Annotated in this window: 16 protein-coding genes and 1 tRNA gene; 12 read left to right on the forward strand and 5 right to left on the reverse strand. The window is 66.1% G+C overall.

Annotation, left to right across the window (positions count from 1 at the left end; translation table 11 throughout):
- Positions 1-4: 4 nt before the first annotated feature.
- Positions 5-1,591 carry an alpha-amylase family glycosyl hydrolase gene (locus tag L1087_RS02865; RefSeq protein WP_135259654.1) on the reverse strand — a complete coding sequence of 529 codons (1,587 nt, stop codon included), beginning with the start codon at positions 1,589-1,591 and terminating at the stop codon, positions 5-7.
- Positions 1,592-1,706: 115 nt separating this feature from the next.
- Here L1087_RS02865 and L1087_RS02870 point away from each other — a divergent pair, with 115 nt between their 5' ends.
- The 4 genes from L1087_RS02870 (at position 1,707) to L1087_RS02890 (ending at position 7,974) form a co-directional block, all read left to right on the forward strand.
- Complete coding sequence (locus tag L1087_RS02870) at positions 1,707-3,056, forward strand: alpha,alpha-trehalose-phosphate synthase (UDP-forming) (protein WP_135343034.1); 1,350 nt, start codon at positions 1,707-1,709, stop codon at positions 3,054-3,056.
- A complete protein-coding gene (otsB, locus tag L1087_RS02875; protein WP_038041694.1) occupies positions 3,053-3,742 on the forward strand; it encodes a trehalose-phosphatase in 690 nt (229 codons plus the stop codon). The genes L1087_RS02870 and otsB overlap by 4 nt, the downstream gene beginning before the upstream one ends.
- A gap of 19 nt (positions 3,743-3,761) precedes the next feature.
- A complete protein-coding gene (gene treS, locus L1087_RS13150; RefSeq protein ID WP_326490692.1) occupies positions 3,762-6,671 on the forward strand; it encodes a maltose alpha-D-glucosyltransferase in 2,910 nt (969 codons plus the stop codon).
- 100 nt (positions 6,672-6,771) lie between these two features.
- Positions 6,772-7,974 carry a glycosyltransferase family 4 protein gene (locus tag L1087_RS02890; protein WP_084584765.1) on the forward strand — a complete coding sequence of 401 codons (1,203 nt, stop codon included), beginning with the start codon at positions 6,772-6,774 and terminating at the stop codon, positions 7,972-7,974.
- Between the two features lie 111 nt (positions 7,975-8,085).
- Here L1087_RS02890 and L1087_RS02895 read toward each other — a convergent pair whose 3' ends face one another.
- Positions 8,086-8,295, reverse strand: a complete 210-nt coding sequence (locus tag L1087_RS02895; protein ID WP_038041695.1) for a CDGSH iron-sulfur domain-containing protein — start codon at positions 8,293-8,295, stop codon at positions 8,086-8,088.
- A gap of 31 nt (positions 8,296-8,326) precedes the next feature.
- On the opposite strand from L1087_RS02895, the gene L1087_RS02900 reads away from it, so the two are divergent.
- From L1087_RS02900 to L1087_RS02920, 5 genes are all read left to right on the forward strand, one after another.
- A complete protein-coding gene (locus L1087_RS02900; RefSeq protein WP_234557550.1) occupies positions 8,327-8,719 on the forward strand; it encodes a hypothetical protein in 393 nt (130 codons plus the stop codon).
- Positions 8,712-10,256 (forward strand): tRNA lysidine(34) synthetase TilS, encoded by a 1,545-nt coding sequence (gene tilS, locus L1087_RS02905; RefSeq protein WP_386083362.1) that lies wholly within the window; start codon positions 8,712-8,714, stop codon positions 10,254-10,256. Before L1087_RS02900 ends, tilS begins: the two co-directional genes overlap by 8 nt.
- Positions 10,235-10,326, forward strand: a tRNA-Ser gene (locus L1087_RS02910). The genes tilS and L1087_RS02910 overlap by 22 nt, the downstream gene beginning before the upstream one ends.
- 63 nt (positions 10,327-10,389) lie before the next feature.
- The gene (locus L1087_RS02915; protein ID WP_038041702.1) at positions 10,390-10,608 is read left to right on the forward strand and encodes a hypothetical protein; all 219 of its coding nucleotides are present in this window, start codon (positions 10,390-10,392) and stop codon (positions 10,606-10,608) included.
- Positions 10,605-10,997: a type II toxin-antitoxin system VapC family toxin gene (locus L1087_RS02920; RefSeq protein WP_038041704.1), complete on the forward strand. Its 393-nt coding sequence runs from the start codon at positions 10,605-10,607 to the stop codon at positions 10,995-10,997. The genes L1087_RS02915 and L1087_RS02920 overlap by 4 nt, the downstream gene beginning before the upstream one ends.
- Before the next feature lie 118 nt (positions 10,998-11,115).
- Here the strand turns inward: L1087_RS02920 and L1087_RS02925 are convergent, their stop codons facing one another.
- Both L1087_RS02925 and L1087_RS02930 read right to left on the reverse strand, forming a co-directional pair.
- A complete protein-coding gene (locus L1087_RS02925; RefSeq protein ID WP_234557552.1) occupies positions 11,116-11,739 on the reverse strand; it encodes a YkgJ family cysteine cluster protein in 624 nt (207 codons plus the stop codon).
- Positions 11,736-11,939, reverse strand: a complete 204-nt coding sequence (locus L1087_RS02930; RefSeq protein ID WP_234557553.1) for a hypothetical protein — start codon at positions 11,937-11,939, stop codon at positions 11,736-11,738. Before L1087_RS02930 ends, L1087_RS02925 begins: the two co-directional genes overlap by 4 nt.
- A gap of 32 nt (positions 11,940-11,971) precedes the next feature.
- Between L1087_RS02930 and L1087_RS02935 the strand changes: the two genes are divergently transcribed.
- The 3 genes from L1087_RS02935 to L1087_RS02945 all read left to right on the forward strand — a co-directional run bounded on the left by L1087_RS02935 (position 11,972) and on the right by L1087_RS02945 (position 14,449).
- Positions 11,972-12,463, forward strand: a complete 492-nt coding sequence (locus L1087_RS02935; RefSeq protein WP_234557554.1) for a DinB family protein — start codon at positions 11,972-11,974, stop codon at positions 12,461-12,463.
- Between the two features lie 39 nt (positions 12,464-12,502).
- A complete protein-coding gene (locus L1087_RS02940; RefSeq protein ID WP_234557555.1) occupies positions 12,503-12,898 on the forward strand; it encodes a DUF3197 domain-containing protein in 396 nt (131 codons plus the stop codon).
- A 306-nt stretch (positions 12,899-13,204) separates the two neighbouring features.
- Positions 13,205-14,449: an MFS transporter gene (locus L1087_RS02945; protein ID WP_234557556.1), complete on the forward strand. Its 1,245-nt coding sequence runs from the start codon at positions 13,205-13,207 to the stop codon at positions 14,447-14,449.
- A 173-nt stretch (positions 14,450-14,622) separates the two neighbouring features.
- Here L1087_RS02945 and L1087_RS02950 read toward each other — a convergent pair whose 3' ends face one another.
- Complete coding sequence (locus L1087_RS02950) at positions 14,623-15,480, reverse strand: hydroxymethylglutaryl-CoA lyase (protein WP_135260782.1); 858 nt, start codon at positions 15,478-15,480, stop codon at positions 14,623-14,625.
- Between the last annotated feature and the right edge of the window lie 23 nt (positions 15,481-15,503).

The raw sequence follows: 15,503 nt of genomic DNA on the forward strand, positions 1-15,503 counted from the left end.
GGCCTTAGCTTAGTCGCACCACCACCCCTTCATCTGGGCGCAGGCGCAAGATGCCCTCCACGGCCTCCTCCCGGTCCAAGTGGGTGGAGAGGACCACTCCTCCCCTCCGGGGAAGGGGTAAAGCCCGCTCCTTGTCGGTGAAGTTCAGGGCCACCAGCCAGCCCTCCCCCCGCAGGTAGGCGTAGACCCCGCCTGCCGCCTGATAGGTGCGGTAGGCTCCGTAGAGGAGCTCAGGATCCTTCCGCAAGGCGATGAGGCGGCGCACCAGCTGGAGCATGGAGCGGGGATCCTGCTCCTGAGCGGCCACGTTCCTCAGCGGCCAGTCGGGGTTTAGGGGTAGCCAGGGTTCCACCGTGGAGAAACCCGCGTGAGGAGAGGCGTCCCAAGGCATAGGGGTGCGTTCGGGGTCCCGGCCCAGGGTGTGGTGGCCCGCAGGGGTGCGGTCCTTCTGCCTTAAGGCCGCTGGATCCTGCACCTTTTCCGGGGGGATTTCTCCGTTCGGCAGGGCCAGTTCGTCCCCGTAGTACCAGGTGGGGGTGCCCCGCAGGGTGAAAAGGAGCATGGCGGCCACCCGGGCCTGGGCTTCCCCGAGCCTCGAGGCCAACCGGGGCTGGTCGTGGTTGCCCAGAACCCAGTTGGGCCAGTCCCAGGGGGTGAGGAGGCTTTCGTATGCCTCCACGATGCGGGCAATGGTCTCGGGCTGCCAGTGGGGTAGGCCTTCGGTGATCAAGCTGAAGTTGAAGGGAAGGTGGCACCCCGCCCGGTAGTAACGCACCAGGCGGTGGAGGGGGAGGTAGATCTCCCCCACCATGACCCGTTCCTGTCCGGGCTGGCTGAACTCATCCAGGATATACCGCAACTCCCGCACGTAGGCGTAGGTTTCCGGCTGGTCCTCGGTGTAGGGGTGTTCGTGGCGCAGGCGATCGGGAAGCCCTGGCCGCCAGGAGGGGTTGCCCGGCTCGTCCCGGAAGAGGGGGTCCTTGGCCAAAAGCCAAAGCACGTCCACCCGAAAACCATCCACCCCCCGCCTTAGCCAGAAGCGCATGGCCTCGTGGATGGCCTCCCGCACCTCGGGGTTTTGCCAGTTGAGGTCGGGTTGCTCCGGGAGGAAGAGGTGGAGGTAGTACTGGCCGGTGTACTCGTCCAGGGTCCAGGCGGGGCCCCCGAAGAAGCTCTGCCAGTTGTTGGGGGGGCCGCCATCCGGCCCTGGGTCCTTCCAGATGTACCAATCCCGCTTGGGATTGTCCCGGGAGCTTCGGGACTCCAAAAACCAGGGGTGCTGGTCCGAGGTGTGGTTGGGCACCAGGTCGATGAGGACCTTGAGGCCCAGGGCGTGGGCCTCCTTTAGGAGGCGGTCAAAGTCCTCCAGGGTGCCGAAGATGGGATCCACGTCGCAGTAGTCGGCCACGTCGTAGCCGAAGTCCTTCATGGGGCTCTTGTAGAAGGGGGAGAGCCAGAGGGTCCCCACCCCCAGGCCCTTCAGGTAGGGAAGCCTCCTGCGAATCCCCTCCAGGTCGCCGATGCCGTCCCCGTTGGTGTCCTGGAAGCTTCGCGGATAGATCTGGTAGATCACGGTTTCCTTCCACCACATGCAAGGAGTCTACACCCGGAGGGGCTGGGTATGGAAGTCTTTCCAAAAGGAGGAACCCTGTGGATCGTGCAGAGGATCCAAAAAAGCCCCTCCCTTGCGGTTTATACTAGCCCTCATGAGCCTGATCATCGTGGCCAACCGTGCCCCTTTCCGCCTGACCGCCGAGGGGCTGGTTCCCGCAGTGGGGGGGCTGGCCACCGCGCTGCTCCCGGTCCTCGAGGCCCGGGGTGGAACCTGGGTGGCCGCGGCCGAGTGGGGCGAAAAGGGCCGGACGGCACAGCCACGGCAGAGCGCGATTCGTCTGGAGAGGGTTTTCCTCAGCGAAAGGGAGTGGCAGGGCTATTACGGTGGCTTTTCCAACCGGGTTCTCTGGCCCCTTTGTCATTACTTCTTGGATAAGATCGAACTTAGGCGGGAGTATTTCCAGGATTATCTGCGGGTGAACCGCCGCTTTGCCGAGGCGGTGGTCCGCATCTACCGGCAGGGGGATACGGTCTTTGTTCAGGACTATCACCTCCTGCTTCTTCCTGGGCTTCTTCGGGAGAGGATCCGGGGGCCCCTGGGTTTTTTCTTCCACATCCCCTGGCCCTCCAGTGGGGTCTTCCGCATCCTTCCCTGGGGACGGGCCTTGGTGGCGGGCGTCTTGGGAGCGGATCTGGTGGGTTTCCACACCTGGGAGTATGCGGAGAACTTCCTGCGCACCGCTGCCCATTACGGCTTTCCCGTGGAGGGGAACCGGGTGCGGATAGGGGAGCGCACCGTACGAGTGGAGGTCCATCCTTTGGGCATCGATACCCACCGGTTCCACGAGCTTTCGCAAAGCCCAGAGGTGGGGGCCCACGCCAGGAGCCTGCGGCGCCTGGCCGGGGTGGACCGCCTGATCCTGGGGGTGGACCGTCTGGACTACACCAAGGGGATCCGGGAAAGGCTTTTGGCTTATGAGCGCTTCCTCCAGGCCTACCCCCACTGGCGGGGCCGGGTGGCCTTTTTCCAGATCGCCACCCCGAGCCGTACCCAGGTGGCCGCCTACCGAGAGCTTAAGCGGCAGGTGGACGAGGTGGTGGGGCGGATCCTGGGGAGCTTCCTGCGGGAGGACTGGGTACCCCTCCGGTACTTTTACCAGACCTACACCCAGGAAGAGCTTTCCGCCTTCTACCGGGCCGCAGACGTGGCCCTCATTACCCCTTTGCGGGACGGGATGAACCTGGTGGCCCTGGAGTACGTTTACACCTCCTCGGAAGGAGTCCTGGTTCTTTCCAACCTGGCAGGGGCTGCGGAGTACCTCAAGGAGGCCCTCTTGGTTAACCCCTACGATTTGGACGGCATGGCGGCGGCCTTGGACAGGGCCCTGCGCATGCCCCAGGGGGAGCGGCGGGAGCGGCTACTGGCCCTAAAGGCAAGGATCCAGGTCCTGGATGCCCAAAGCTGGGCGGATCGGTTCCTCTCCTCTTTGGAGGCGGGATGAGGGTGGAAAACCCCCTCTTCCTTCTGGACTACGACGGCACCCTGGCGCCCATCGCCCCAAGGCCTGAGGAGGCCTTCCCTCACCCGGAAGCCCTTGAGGTCCTCAGGGCCCTGATGGCCCGCTACCCCCTCTATGTGATCACGGGTAGGCGGGTGGCGGATCTGGCCAGGCTTCTTCCCCTTCCGGGCTTAAGGGTAGTGGGGGGTCATGGCCTCGAGGAGGGCCAGGTGGGAGGGGAAAGCCGCCTCCTTTTCCCTGTGGACCTTGGTCCCCTGCGGCGGGTGTTGCCTTCCTGCCCGGGGGTTTGGCTGGAGGATAAGGGATTTGCCCTGGCCTTCCACTACCGCGGGGCGGAGGACGAGCCAAGGGCCCGGGCCTGCCTGGAGGGGTGGCTCTCTGCCCACGAGGACCTTTTGCGGGCCTTGGGTCTCGAGGCCCTTAGAGGGAAGAAGGTCCTGGAAATCAAGCCCAAGGGAGCCAGCAAGGGGGAGGCGGTGTTGCGCCTCTTGCCAAGGCACCCCGGCCACACCCCCGTTTACATCGGCGATGATGCCACCGATGAGTCCGCCTTCCAGGCCCTTAAGGGGAGGGGGCTGACCCTGAAGGTGGGCCCCGGGCCCACCCTAGCGGAGGGGCGGCTAGGGGATGTGGAGGCGGTGCTGGCCTACTTGAAGTCCTACCTCTAACGGCGCATACTTGGGGATCGTGGATCCCCTTTGGTACAAGGATGCGGTCATCTATCAGTTGCACGTGCGCTCCTTCTTTGACGCCAACGACGATGGTTACGGGGACTTTGAGGGCCTGAGGCAGAAGCTCCCCTACCTCGAGGCCTTGGGGGTCAACACCCTCTGGCTCATGCCTTTCTTCCAATCCCCCTTGCGGGACGACGGGTATGACATCGCCGACTACTACCAGATCCTGCCCGTCCACGGGACCCTCGAGGACTTCCGGCGCTTCCTGGACGAGGCCCACGCCAGGGGGATGCGGGTCATCATTGAGCTGGTCCTCAACCACACCTCCATCGACCACCCTTGGTTCCAGGAGGCCAGGAAGCCGGGTAGCCCCTTGCGGGACTTTTACGTGTGGAGCGATACCCCGGACAAGTACAAGGGGGTCAGGGTCATCTTCCAGGACTTCGAGCCCAGCAACTGGACCTTCGACCCGGTGGCCGGGGCCTACTATTGGCACCGCTTCTACCACCACCAGCCCGACCTCAACTGGGACAACCCCGAGGTGGAGCGGGCCATGCACCAGGTGATGTTCTTCTGGGCCGACATGGGGGTGGACGGTTTCCGCCTGGACGCCATCCCCTACCTCTACGAGCGGGAAGGGACCAGTTGCGAAAACCTTCCCGAAACCATTGAGGCGGTGAAACGCCTGCGCAAGGCCTTGGAGGAACGCTATGGCCCCGGTAAGGTTCTCTTGGCCGAGGCCAACATGTGGCCCGAGGAGACCCTCCCCTACTTCGGGGAGGGGGATGGGGTGCACATGGCCTACAACTTCCCCCTGATGCCCCGTCTTTTCCTGGCCCTGCGCCGGGAGGACCGGGGCCCCATCGAGGCCATGCTTCAGGAAACAGAAGGCATACCGGAAACCGCCCAGTGGGCCCTTTTTCTGCGTAACCACGACGAGCTAACTCTGGAGAAGGTCACGGAGGAGGAGCGGGAGTTCCTCTGGGAGGTTTATGCTCCCGACCCCAGGTACCGGATCAACCTGGGGATCCGCCGCAGACTCATGCCCCTTCTGGGTGGGGATAAGCGGCGGTTTGAGCTGCTTCACGCCCTCCTCTTCACCCTAAAGGGAAGCCCTATCCTCTACTACGGGGACGAGATCGGCATGGGGGATAACCCTTTCCTGGGGGACCGCAACGGGGTCAGGACCCCCATGCAGTGGTCCGCCGACCGGAACGCGGGCTTTTCCCGGGCCCCCTACCACCGCCTCTTCCTTCCCCCGGTGAGCGAAGGGCCCTACAGCTACCACTTTGTCAATGTGGAGGCCCAACAAGAAAATCCCCATTCCCTTCTCAACTTCGTCCGCCGTCTCCTGGGCATCCGGAACCGCTACGCCAAGGTTTTGGGCCGTGGGAGCCTCCGCCTTTTGCCCGTGGAAAACCGTCGCATCCTGGCCTACGAACGGGAGTACCAGGGAGAAAGGGTCTTGGTGGTGGCCAACCTCTCTCGGTATTCCCAAGCCTTTGATCTGCCCCTGGAGGGGGAGGTGGGCCTGGTTCCGGTGGAGCTCTTTTCCCAAAGCCCTTTTCCCCCAGTGGAGGACCGCTACCGCCTGGCCTTGGGTCCCCATGGCTTTATCCTCTTCACCCTGAGGCCCAAGGCAGAAGTGGAGCGCCTGTACCTTCCCGATTGGGTGGCGACCGAGGAGGAGGTGGAGGCGCCCCAGGACCTGCCCGTTGTGTCCCTTTCCGGGGGCGTGGAGGGTCTTTTCATCGATACCTTGGCGGACGAAAGGGCCCGGGCTTCCTTCCTAAGCGCCTTGGGTAGGGTGCTTGGGGAGCGGAGTTGGCTGGCCTTAAGGCCCGAGCGGGTGGAGCTCAAAGACGCCCTTCGCCTTCAGAAAGCGCCCCCTTTGTACCTCACCCTCCTGCGCCTCGAGGGGGAGGAGGGTTCCCTTGAGGCCTTTCTGCCCGTTGCCCTGCGCCCGGAAGGGGAAGGCCCGGGGCTTTTCGCCCGAGTGCGGGGAGGGGGATACCTCTTTGAGCTCTCCCAGGACCCCGGGTTTTACGACCTCCTCTTGAGGAGGCTTGCCCAAGGGTTTGAGGGCCGGAGCCTCAGGGCCCACTACCGGGGTCGTCATCCGGGTCCCTTTCCCGAAGCCCTGGAGCTTCTCCGCCCGGGTTTGGCGGCAGGGGAAGGGGTTTGGCTCCAGGTGGGGTTGGTCCAGGATGGGGGGCTGGACCGTACGGAGCGCCTTTTGCCCCGCCTGGATCTCCCTTGGGTTCTGAAGCCCGTAGGGGGGCTTTACCGGGCTCGAGGCCAGGAACGGCGGGCCTTGGCCCTCACCGGTACCCTCCCTTCCCCCCGTCCCCAGGACGCCTTTGCCTACGCCTTAAGGCTGGCGGGGGAGGGCCTGGCCCGGTTGCAAGACCACCCGGTTGGGGAGGGGGCCTTAGGTTTGGTGGCCCATGCCCTCGGGGAGCTGGAGGCCCTGGCCCGGCTTTTGGGGGTGCGGCTTGCCCTTTTGCACCGGGCCTTGGGGGAGGCGGAGGGAGAGGGGGAGGGGGTACCCCTCCTGAACCGCGGTTTAGAGGCTTTTGTGGAGGCCGGAGGGGAGGTTTTCCTTCTGGCCTTGGGTAGGGAGGGTAGGGGCCTTCCCCTTCAGGACCTGGCCCGGCTGGCCTACGACCTGGAGCGGGCCCTCTATCTGGCGGCAGAAGAGAGGGAAGGAGCGGAGGCTTGGGTGGATCTGGCCGCAGACTTTCTGGAGGCGGCTCTTCTTCAGGCCTACCAGGAGGTGAACCAGGGCGAGGTGCAGGCTGTGGGGTTCCCCCAGGCCATGCTGGCCTTGGCGCAAGAACAGGCCCTATGGAAGGAGGGGTCTGGCCGGAAAAGGGTCCTTGAGCGTTGGCGGAGGAAGGCTGGAGACCAAGAGGTCCAGTAGCTGCTCTATAATAAGGGTTGGGGCGGCGCCATCCCCTTGGCGGACGAGCCTGGGGGACCGCCCGGTTCTCCTTCCCTGGGATAAAAAGGAGGGTTAGGCCATGCGGATCGCTCAGATTGCGCCGCTTTATGAGGCCGTTCCACCCAAGTTCTATGGTGGAACGGAACGGGTGGTGCATGCCTTGGTGGAGGAACTGGTGCGCCGTGGGCATGAGGTTACCCTTTTCGCCTCGGCGGACTCCCGCACCAGCGCCCGCCTGGTGCCGATGGCGGAGGGGGGATTGCGCCTTTTGGGGGCCAGGGATGGTTTGGCTCTCCACATAGCCATGTTGGAGGAGGTCTACGCCCAGGCGGACCGTTTTGACATCATCCACTCCCACGTGGACTATTTGGCCTTTCCCTTCGCCCGCCATAGCCCAACCCCCACCCTGACCACCCTGCATGGCCGCTTGGATCTGCCAGAGATTCGTCGGATCCTGTCCCGTTTCCCGGAACAGCCCTTGGTCAGCATCAGCCATAGCCAGCGGGCCCCCGTGAGGGACCTCTCCCTGCGCTGGCAGGCCACGGTCTATAACGGTATTCGTCTTGAGAACTTTTCCTTCTCCTCCGAGCCTGCGGATCCGCCCTACCTGGTTTTTCTGGGGCGGATTTCGCCGGAAAAGGGGCCGATCCAAGCCGTTGAGGTGGCCAGGCGCCTTGGCCTTCCCCTTAAAATTGCCGCCAAGATCGACCCCGCGGACCGTGCGTGGGCAGAGGTCAACTTCCTGCCCCTTTTGAGCACGCCGGGCGTGGAGTACCTGGGTGAGGTGGACGAGCAGCAAAAGGCCGAGCTCCTAAGGGGGGCCTTAGCCCTCCTTTTTCCCATTGATTGGCCCGAACCTTTTGGACTGGTCATGGCTGAGGCCATGGCTTGCGGCACCCCAGTGGTGGCCTTTCCTGGGGGTTCGGTGGAGGAGGTGGTTAAGGAGGGGGTTACAGGGTGGATCTGCCGCTCGCGCACTGTGGAAGAGATGGTGGAAGCGGTCAAGCGGGTGGACAAGCTGGACCGTAGGGCGTGCCGGCTCCACGTGGAGCAGAACTTTTCCAGTTCAGCGATGGCTGAGCGCTACGAGGTGGTGTACCGCCAGCTCTTGGAGGAGGCCCGTGGGCGCGGCGAGGTCCTTCCTGCCTCCCCCCCGCAGCCGCGGGGTCCCGCTTCCGGGCTGAGCCCTTGGCGCAAGCAAGGGGAAAGGCCTAGGCCCCATCAACCGGCAAGGCTTGGGGGGCGGCCAGACGGGGAGGGGCATCCCTTGCCCCAGGAGTGAGGCAGTGGAGCCCGCAGCCCTCGAGGGGCTCCCGGGGAAGGGCAGAGGAAGTGTTTCCTGGTCCAGGGGCCCTGGGGCTGGGCTCTCGTCCTTCGGGCCTTTGGGGAGCCCCTAAGGTGCCGTTTCCACCTCCCCCTTTTCCGCCTGGAACCCCACTTCCTTGTGGCTCCCGTCGCAGAAGGGTTTGTTTCCGGACTGGCCGCAGCGGCAAAGGGCCAGCTTGGCCCTTTCTAGCCGCATCTCCTCCCCGTTCAGGCGGAAGGGGGTTCCCTCGGGCAGGTCCAGGACGTAGGGGCCGTTTTCCCGGAAGCGAATCCTCATGGCGTTAGGATACCGCCGCTATAGTGGAAGCATGGTATGCCCGCAAGACGGCAAGGCGGGCCTCGAGGTGCCCCTGAAAACGGTGAAGAACTTTCTCACCGGGAAAGCCCTCGCCCGGCTCGACCCCGAAAGCCCCCACTACCTCTGCCAGGACCCCGCCTGTCCCGTGGTCTACTACGGGCAGGAGGGGGTTTACACCCTGGAGGAGGTGCGCTTTCCCATTTACGAAAAGGGGGCTTCCCTCATCTGCTACTGCTTTGGCTGGGCTAGGGAGGGCCTGGCGGAGGCTCTAAGCCACGGGCTGGACCCCGTGGCCCAGGTGGAGGAGGGGGTAAGGGCCAAGCGCTGTGCCTGCGATCAGAGGAACCCCCTGGGACGCTGTTGCCTTTCCACCCTGAAGGCGGAGGTGGCCCGGCTTGCCTGAGGCGCTTCCCGGGGAACTGGAAGAGGCCTTTCGCGCGCGGCTCGCCCGGCTGGCTCCCAAGGACCCCCTGGTGCTGGCGGTCTCTGGGGGAGGGGACTCGGTGGCCTTGGCCCACCTGGTGCGGCGGGCCGGGCGGGAGGCGGTGGTGGCCCACCTGGACCACGCCCTGCGCCCGGAAAGCGGGGAGGACCTGGCCTTCGTGCGGGCCTTGGCGAAGCGGCTCGGCTTTCCCTTCTTCGGGGAGCGGGTGGAGGTGGGGAGGATCGCCGAGAGGCGGGGGGAGAACCTGGAGGCGGTGGCCCGGGAGGTGCGCTACGCCTTCCTCCACCGGGTGGCCAAGGAGGTGGGGGCCAAGGCCATCCTCACCGCCCACACCCTGGACGACCAGGCGGAAACCGTGCTCCTCAAGCTCCTCCAGGGCACGGCCCGGGGCTTGGGTATCCGGGAAAAGGAGGGGCTGGTGGTGCGGCCCCTTTTGGCCTTTCGCCGCGAGGAGTTAAGGGCGTACCTAAAGGCCCTGGGGGAAGCGTGGCGGGAGGATCCCTCCAACCAGGACCCGGCCCTGGACCGGAACTACCTTCGTCTGGTGGTCTTTCCCCTACTGGAGGGGCGCTTTCCCCGGGCCAAGGAGGCCCTTTGCCGCTTCGCCGGGGTGCGGGAGGCGGAAGATGCCCACCTGGAGCGGGAAGCCGAGGCCCGCCTCCTCCCCGACCCCCGTTTCTTCGTGCCCGCCTTCCGGGCGGTGCCTCTCCTGGAGGCCCCTCCGGTTCTGCGCCGGCGGGCCCTGAGGCGGGTGCTGGAGGCCTTGGACCTCAGGCCCGAGGGGAGGCTCATCGCCCTTTTGGAGGAGGCCCTTTCGGGCAAGGCCGCCACCCTCCCGGGCGGGCACACCGCAAGGCGCAAGGGAGGCACCCTCTTCCTCATCCCCCCTGAGCCCAAGCTGCCCCTGCCCCCGGGCTTCCGCCGGCCGGAGCCGGGGGACTACCTGGAAAGGCCCTTTGGGAGGAAGCGCCTCCGGGACTTCCTGGCAGAGAAGGGGGTGCCCAAGGAGCTCAAGGGGCTTTGGCCCGTGCGGGCGGAAGGGAGGCGGGTCCTGGAGGTTTTGGGCCTCTTCCCGCCCCCTGAGGAGGAGCGCCTCATGGCCCTGGCCCTAGAGGAGGCCCGGGCGGCCTTCCGGGAGGGGGAGGTGCCGGTGGGGGCGGTGCTGGTGGTGGGGGAGGAGGTCCACGCCGACCACAACCGGGTGGAGGCCACCCAAGACCCCACGGCCCACGCGGAGATGCTCCTCCTGCGCCGGATGGGCAGGTGGGCCCGGGGAGGGAGGCTTTACGTGACCCTCGAGCCCTGCCGCATGTGCCACCACGCCCTGAGGGAGGCCGGGGTGGAGGTGGTCTACGGGGCGGAGAACCTGAAGGAAGGGGCCCTCACCCGCTTTGGCCAGGGGGGCGGGATGCGGGGTGGCGTCTTGGAGGGGGAGTGTGCTAAGCTCCTAAAGGACTTCTTCGCCCGGCTCAGGGAGGGGTGCCGGAGCGGTTGAACGGGCCGGTCTCGAAAACCGGTAGGCCCCGCAAGGGGCCTCGCGGGTTCGAATCCCGCCCCCTCCGCCAAAGGCGGCCTCTTGGGCCGCCCTCTTTCCGGCCCCATGTATTTGGCCTAGGTATACTCAGGGTATGCCCCAAGTGCACACCTACTTGCGCAAAGAGGTCTACGAGGCCCTGAGGCGGCAGGCGGAGGCACGGGGAATGAGTCTCTCCGCCTACCTTCGCGAGCTTTTGGAACGCCACGCCCTGCCGCACCGGGAGGAGTTCTATGCCCTGGCAGGGAGCTGGGAGGGGGAGCTTGAGCGTCCGCCTCAGGGGGAGCCGGAAGTCCGCGAGGGCCTCCTGTGACCCTCTACCTCTTGGACACCAACGCCTGGATCGCCTACCTCAAGGGGCATCCCCGGGTGGTGGAGCGGGCCTGGCGGGAGCCCCGGTTGGCCATCTCCGCCGTTTCCCTGGGTGAACTCTCCTACGGGGCCAGGAAGAGCGCCAAGGTGGAGGCCAACCTAAGGCGGGTGGAGCGCTTGGCCAGCTTGGTGCGGGTGCTGCCCATCGACGAACGGGTGGCCGAGGCTTACGGCTGGCTTCGCCTGGACCTGGAGCGGGCGGGGAGGCCCTTAGGGGCCAACGACCTCTGGATCGCCGCCACGGCCAAGGCCCACGACCTGGTGCTGGTGAGCGCCGACCAGGCCTTCCGCCAGGTCCCGGGCTTGCGGCTGGAGGACTGGACCGTCTGATACCACCCCACGCGGACCAAGTCCATGTGGGGGCCCCGGTGAAAGGGTGCCCAAGCCCCCTGCTGGGGGGAGGGTTCAGCATACGATGGCATCCATCGGGGTCCCCACCCTGGTGGCATCAGGGTAAGGGATATTCCACCACCTGGAACCCCCACCGCCCCCCCAGCACGCCCAGGGCCTCCAGGAGGCCTGCCACCTCCTTCCGCGTTTCGGGCAGGCCCTCGAGGAGGAGGTAGAGGAGGCCCGCAAGCTCCCCGATCACGGCGAAGCCGTAGCGCTGTCCTTCCTCCTCCCAAAGCGCCTCCATGCGGCGGTGGGCCATGCGCCAGGGCGTCTGGAGGAAGTGTCCCTCGGGGGCCTGGGCCTCCGGCTGGCAGAAGGCGGGATCCCCGGCGGTGAGAAGGCCGCGGCAGGCCAGGGGCCTAAAGGGGTAGACCCCGCAGAGGCCCCCCTCCAGAAGGGGGCAGGGCCTTCGCTCCCTGAAGAAGCGACTCGGAAAGCGGGGATCGTCCTTGCCCTCCTTGAGGAGGGCCAGCCGCTTAGGGCCCTCTTCCCGAAGGCGCGCCCTTTGCGCCTCCGTAAGGTGGGGGAGGAGGGCCTCCCCCTCCAGGCGGGAGAGGGTCACCAGGCCGAAGCAACAGGCGAAGCACCCCGCCCGGCAGGAGGGGACCACGCCCTTTCGGCTCAGGTAGTCGGCGAGGCCCGCCTCGAGGGCCAGCCAATGGGCTTCCACCGGGTTCATCGCCTTTGGCGGTACACCCCCTTCCTGGGGTCAAAAGGGCAGGCGCGGAAGGCCACCTGGGGGCAGAAGCGCCGGTGGCGGGAAACCTCCAGGGCCAACGCCCGGGGCAGGCCACACCGGGGGCAGGCGGGAGGGGTCCTCCGCCGGGCGAGGAGGTAGGCCACCCCGGCTAGGAGGGCCAGTAGGACCAAGGCCTCCACGCCCGTCAGTTTACGGGGTGTAGCATGGGAGCATGCCGGCGCCCTTTCTGGAACCCCTGGAGCCGGGGGTGCCCCCGGCGGTCTCCGCCTGGATCAAGGGCCTGAAGGAGGTGGAGGCCCACCTGGAAAAGTGGGCCTTTGACCTGGGCGAGGAGGCTTTCTGGTGGCGGCCCAAGGAGGGGGTGAACCCCATCGGCGGCCTGGTGCGCCACATCGCGGGAAGCTCCCTGCGGCTTCTTTCCTACGCCTTCCCCCAGGAGCTTCCCGACTGGGCCAAGAAGGGGCGGGAGTGGGAGCTTTTGGGCGAGCCCGAGGCCAAGGAACGGGTGGTGGCCCGCTTCCGGGAGGCCTGGGCCAGGCTCCTTTCCGCCTTCGGAGGGCTTAGGGAGGAGGAACTTGCCCAGGAGGTCTCCGTGGGCACCCAAGGGCTCAAGGCCCCCAGGGCCCACCTCCTCCACCACCTGGTGGAGCATGCCCAGCACCATGCGGGCCAGGTGATCTACGCCCGCAAGCTCCTGGGCTGAGGACCCCTGTCCCTGGGGGGTGGCCGTAAGATGGGAAGCATGGAACGCGTGGGCTTGCGCGCTGCTCCCCGGCTGACCCTCGAGGCCCTCAAGGAGGCCCTTAAGGGCGTGCGCTTTCCTGAGGCCAAGGTCTACCTCATCACCGACTGGCAAGACCGGCGGGAGGAGGCCCGCTACGCGGTGGTGATCCACGGGGGCAAGAAGGACCTCCTCACCCCCGACGCCTTCGGCCCGGCCTTTCCCGGGGGCGAGGCGGCCCTCTCGGAGCTGGTGGCCCTCCTCCTGGAGCGGGGGGCGCGGAGGTTCTACGAGGCCGTGGTCTCTCCCGGGGAGATGACCGCCCTCCTCGGCCTTCCTCCCGAGGAGCTCCTTGTCCGGGTGAACGCCATCGCCAACCCCACCGACCATGGCATCTACCTGAGGCGGGCCGCCTGATACCCGTTCTTGTTGGATCCTTCGCCTATGACCGTAGCCGACCACCTGACCTTTAACGGCCTTGTGGCAGCGGGTCGAGAAGGCCAAGGACCCGATAGAGAGGTCCCGCTTCTTGGTGGTCTACCACGCCGAGTGGGGGCTCCCCGCTAAGTATCTTGCCAAAGATCACCCTGAGTAGCCCCCACTGGGTGCAAGAGACGGTGAGGGGTTAAAACCAGGAGTTGCTCTGCGCACCCCCCGGCCCCGGGGGGGGCAGATGCGGCGGCACACCCTCTTTCGCTGGTAGCCTGGGATAAGGAAATCGGCATGAAACGGCGTGAAGCCATAGCCACCTTGATGACCAGGCTGGGGCTTGCGCTTTTCGCCCGAAACCCCACCTTCTCCTACTTTTTCCTCAGCAGGACCTCGTCCCGCATTGGCGAGAACGTGTTCTCCCTTGCCGTCCCGTGGCTGGTGTTTCAGCTGACGGGCAGCGCCCTACAACTTGGGCTGGCCTTTGCCGTCCAGGTTGTCCCTTCGCTGCTGCTGGCTCCCTTTGCTGGTGTTTACGCGGACGCCGCTTCAAGGACAAAAGTGATGCTCGTTGCGGAAAGTTTCCGGGCCCTGCTCGGTCTGGTTGTGGCTGGGCTGTCGCTCCTGGGCAACTTGCAGGCGTGGCACCTGTACCTTGCTGTGGTGGCCCATGCGGTAACCGCCAGTTTTCTTACCGTCGCAGCCGGGGCTGTGGTCCCGACCATCGTTGACCAGGTGGACTTGACACGCGCCAACGCGCTGCTCAGGTTGAGCCGCAACGCGTGCGACCTGTTTGGCAAGGTTATGACGGGCGTACTCTTAGCCTGGGTAGGCCCGGCGTACACGTTCATGGCGAATGCGGCCTTGTCTGTGGCGTCGGCGGCTCTGTTGCCGATCCGTCGCATGGACGGGGAATCCCTAGTGGTGCGGGGCCGGCGGCCAAGGGTACTGCAGGATTTCGTGAGTGGGGTGGGTATCCTGCGCCGCCACGGCGCGGCTTTGCTCGCCATGGCCGATCTGGTGGTGGTCAACGTCGGTATTCCGGTTCTGGTCATAGCCCTGCCCGTTGTTTCTGAACAGGTCCTGCGCCACGGCGCCGCTGGCTATGGGTTCCTCACCGGGGCGATGGCGCTCGGGGCCATCGCTGCGACCCTGATAGCCGCTCCACTGGCGAGGCGGATGGACGAGCACCGGTTGTCCGGACTTGCCACGGTCCTGTTCGGCTTCCTGGTGGGGTCCCTGGGCTTCGTCGGGGGACTGGAGGGGTGGTTGCTGGCGGTGGCGCTCGCCGGTCTGACGGCCGAATTGGTTTCGGTCTACACGGCCAGCATCCTGCAGCGGACCCTGCCTTCGGAGGTCCTGGGCCGGGCCTTTGCTGTTCAGTATGCGGCCCTACGGGTCATCCCTGTGGTCGTGTTCCTGAGTGCCGGTGCGGTTCTCCAGAGGTTCGGTGTCCAAACGCTCTTGATCTTGGGTGGTTCGGCAACCGCCCTCATCGCGGCGCTCTTGCTCTACATCAGGGTGCGCGGTGCGCAATAGGGGAGCGGGGAGGTGGGGTTCCAACAAAGCCATCCGGGCTGAGGAGGCGATGGAAAGATGAAGCTGCGGTGGATCCAGTACATCCAAGGGGTCCCACGGTATCCTGTTCTGGTCGGCGACACCGTTATGCTGTTTTCCAGGAGGTACAAAATCGCGTGGATGATCTCGGGCGCTCAGCCGTAGAGGAGCCGGAGCCGGGCTGCCTCCTCCGCTAAGAGGGGGAGCGCTCTCATGTCCACCCCCGTGGTGAGGCCTTGGGCCTCGAGGTGGGGCAGAACCTTCTCCGTGGGTAGGTTGCCCACCAGCTCGTCCCCCGCAAACGGGCAGCCCCCCACCCCCGCCAAAGCTCCCTCCAGCCAGCGCACCCCTGCCTCGAGGACCGCCTCCACCTTTTCCAAGACCCCCTCGGGCCGGGCGTGGAGGTGGGCCCCCAGGCCCTCGGCTCCGAAGCGGGCCGCGGCTTGCTGGAGCACCTCCCGGATGCGCCCGGCCTCCGCCACCCCATAGGTGTCCGCCAGGGCGATCTCCTTGACCCCCAGCTCCCTAAGCCTGCCGATGGCCTCCAGGACGGCCTCGGGGCTCCAGGGGTCCCCGTAGGGGTTGCCGAAGGCCATGGAGAGGTAGACCACCAGGCCAAGCCTCCCCTCCACCGCCCGCACCATGGCCTCCACCAGGGGCCAGGAGTCCTCTATGGAGCGGTTCGTGTTCTTGCGCTGGAAGGTTTCCGAGAGGGAGAAGGGGTAGCCCACGTGGGTGAGGTTTGGGGCCTTTAGCGCCCTTTCCAGGCCCCGCTCGTTGGCCACGATGGCCAGGTAGGTGCGGCCTTCCGGGGGCGGCAAAGCGGCCAGAACCTCCTCCGCGTCCGCCATCTGCGGCACCCACTTGGGGGAGACGAAGCTGGTCAGGTCCAGGTGGCGGAAGCCCGCCTCCAGGAGCCTCTTTAGGAAAGCCACCTTCTCCTCGGTGGGGATGAAGCGGGAAAAGCCTTGCCAGGCATCCCGGGGGCATTCCACCCACTTCACCTTTTCCATGGACCCTCCTCTTTGTTTTGGCC

The organism is Thermus tengchongensis (genome assembly GCF_021462405.1).
Classification (GTDB): domain Bacteria; phylum Deinococcota; class Deinococci; order Deinococcales; family Thermaceae; genus Thermus; species Thermus tengchongensis.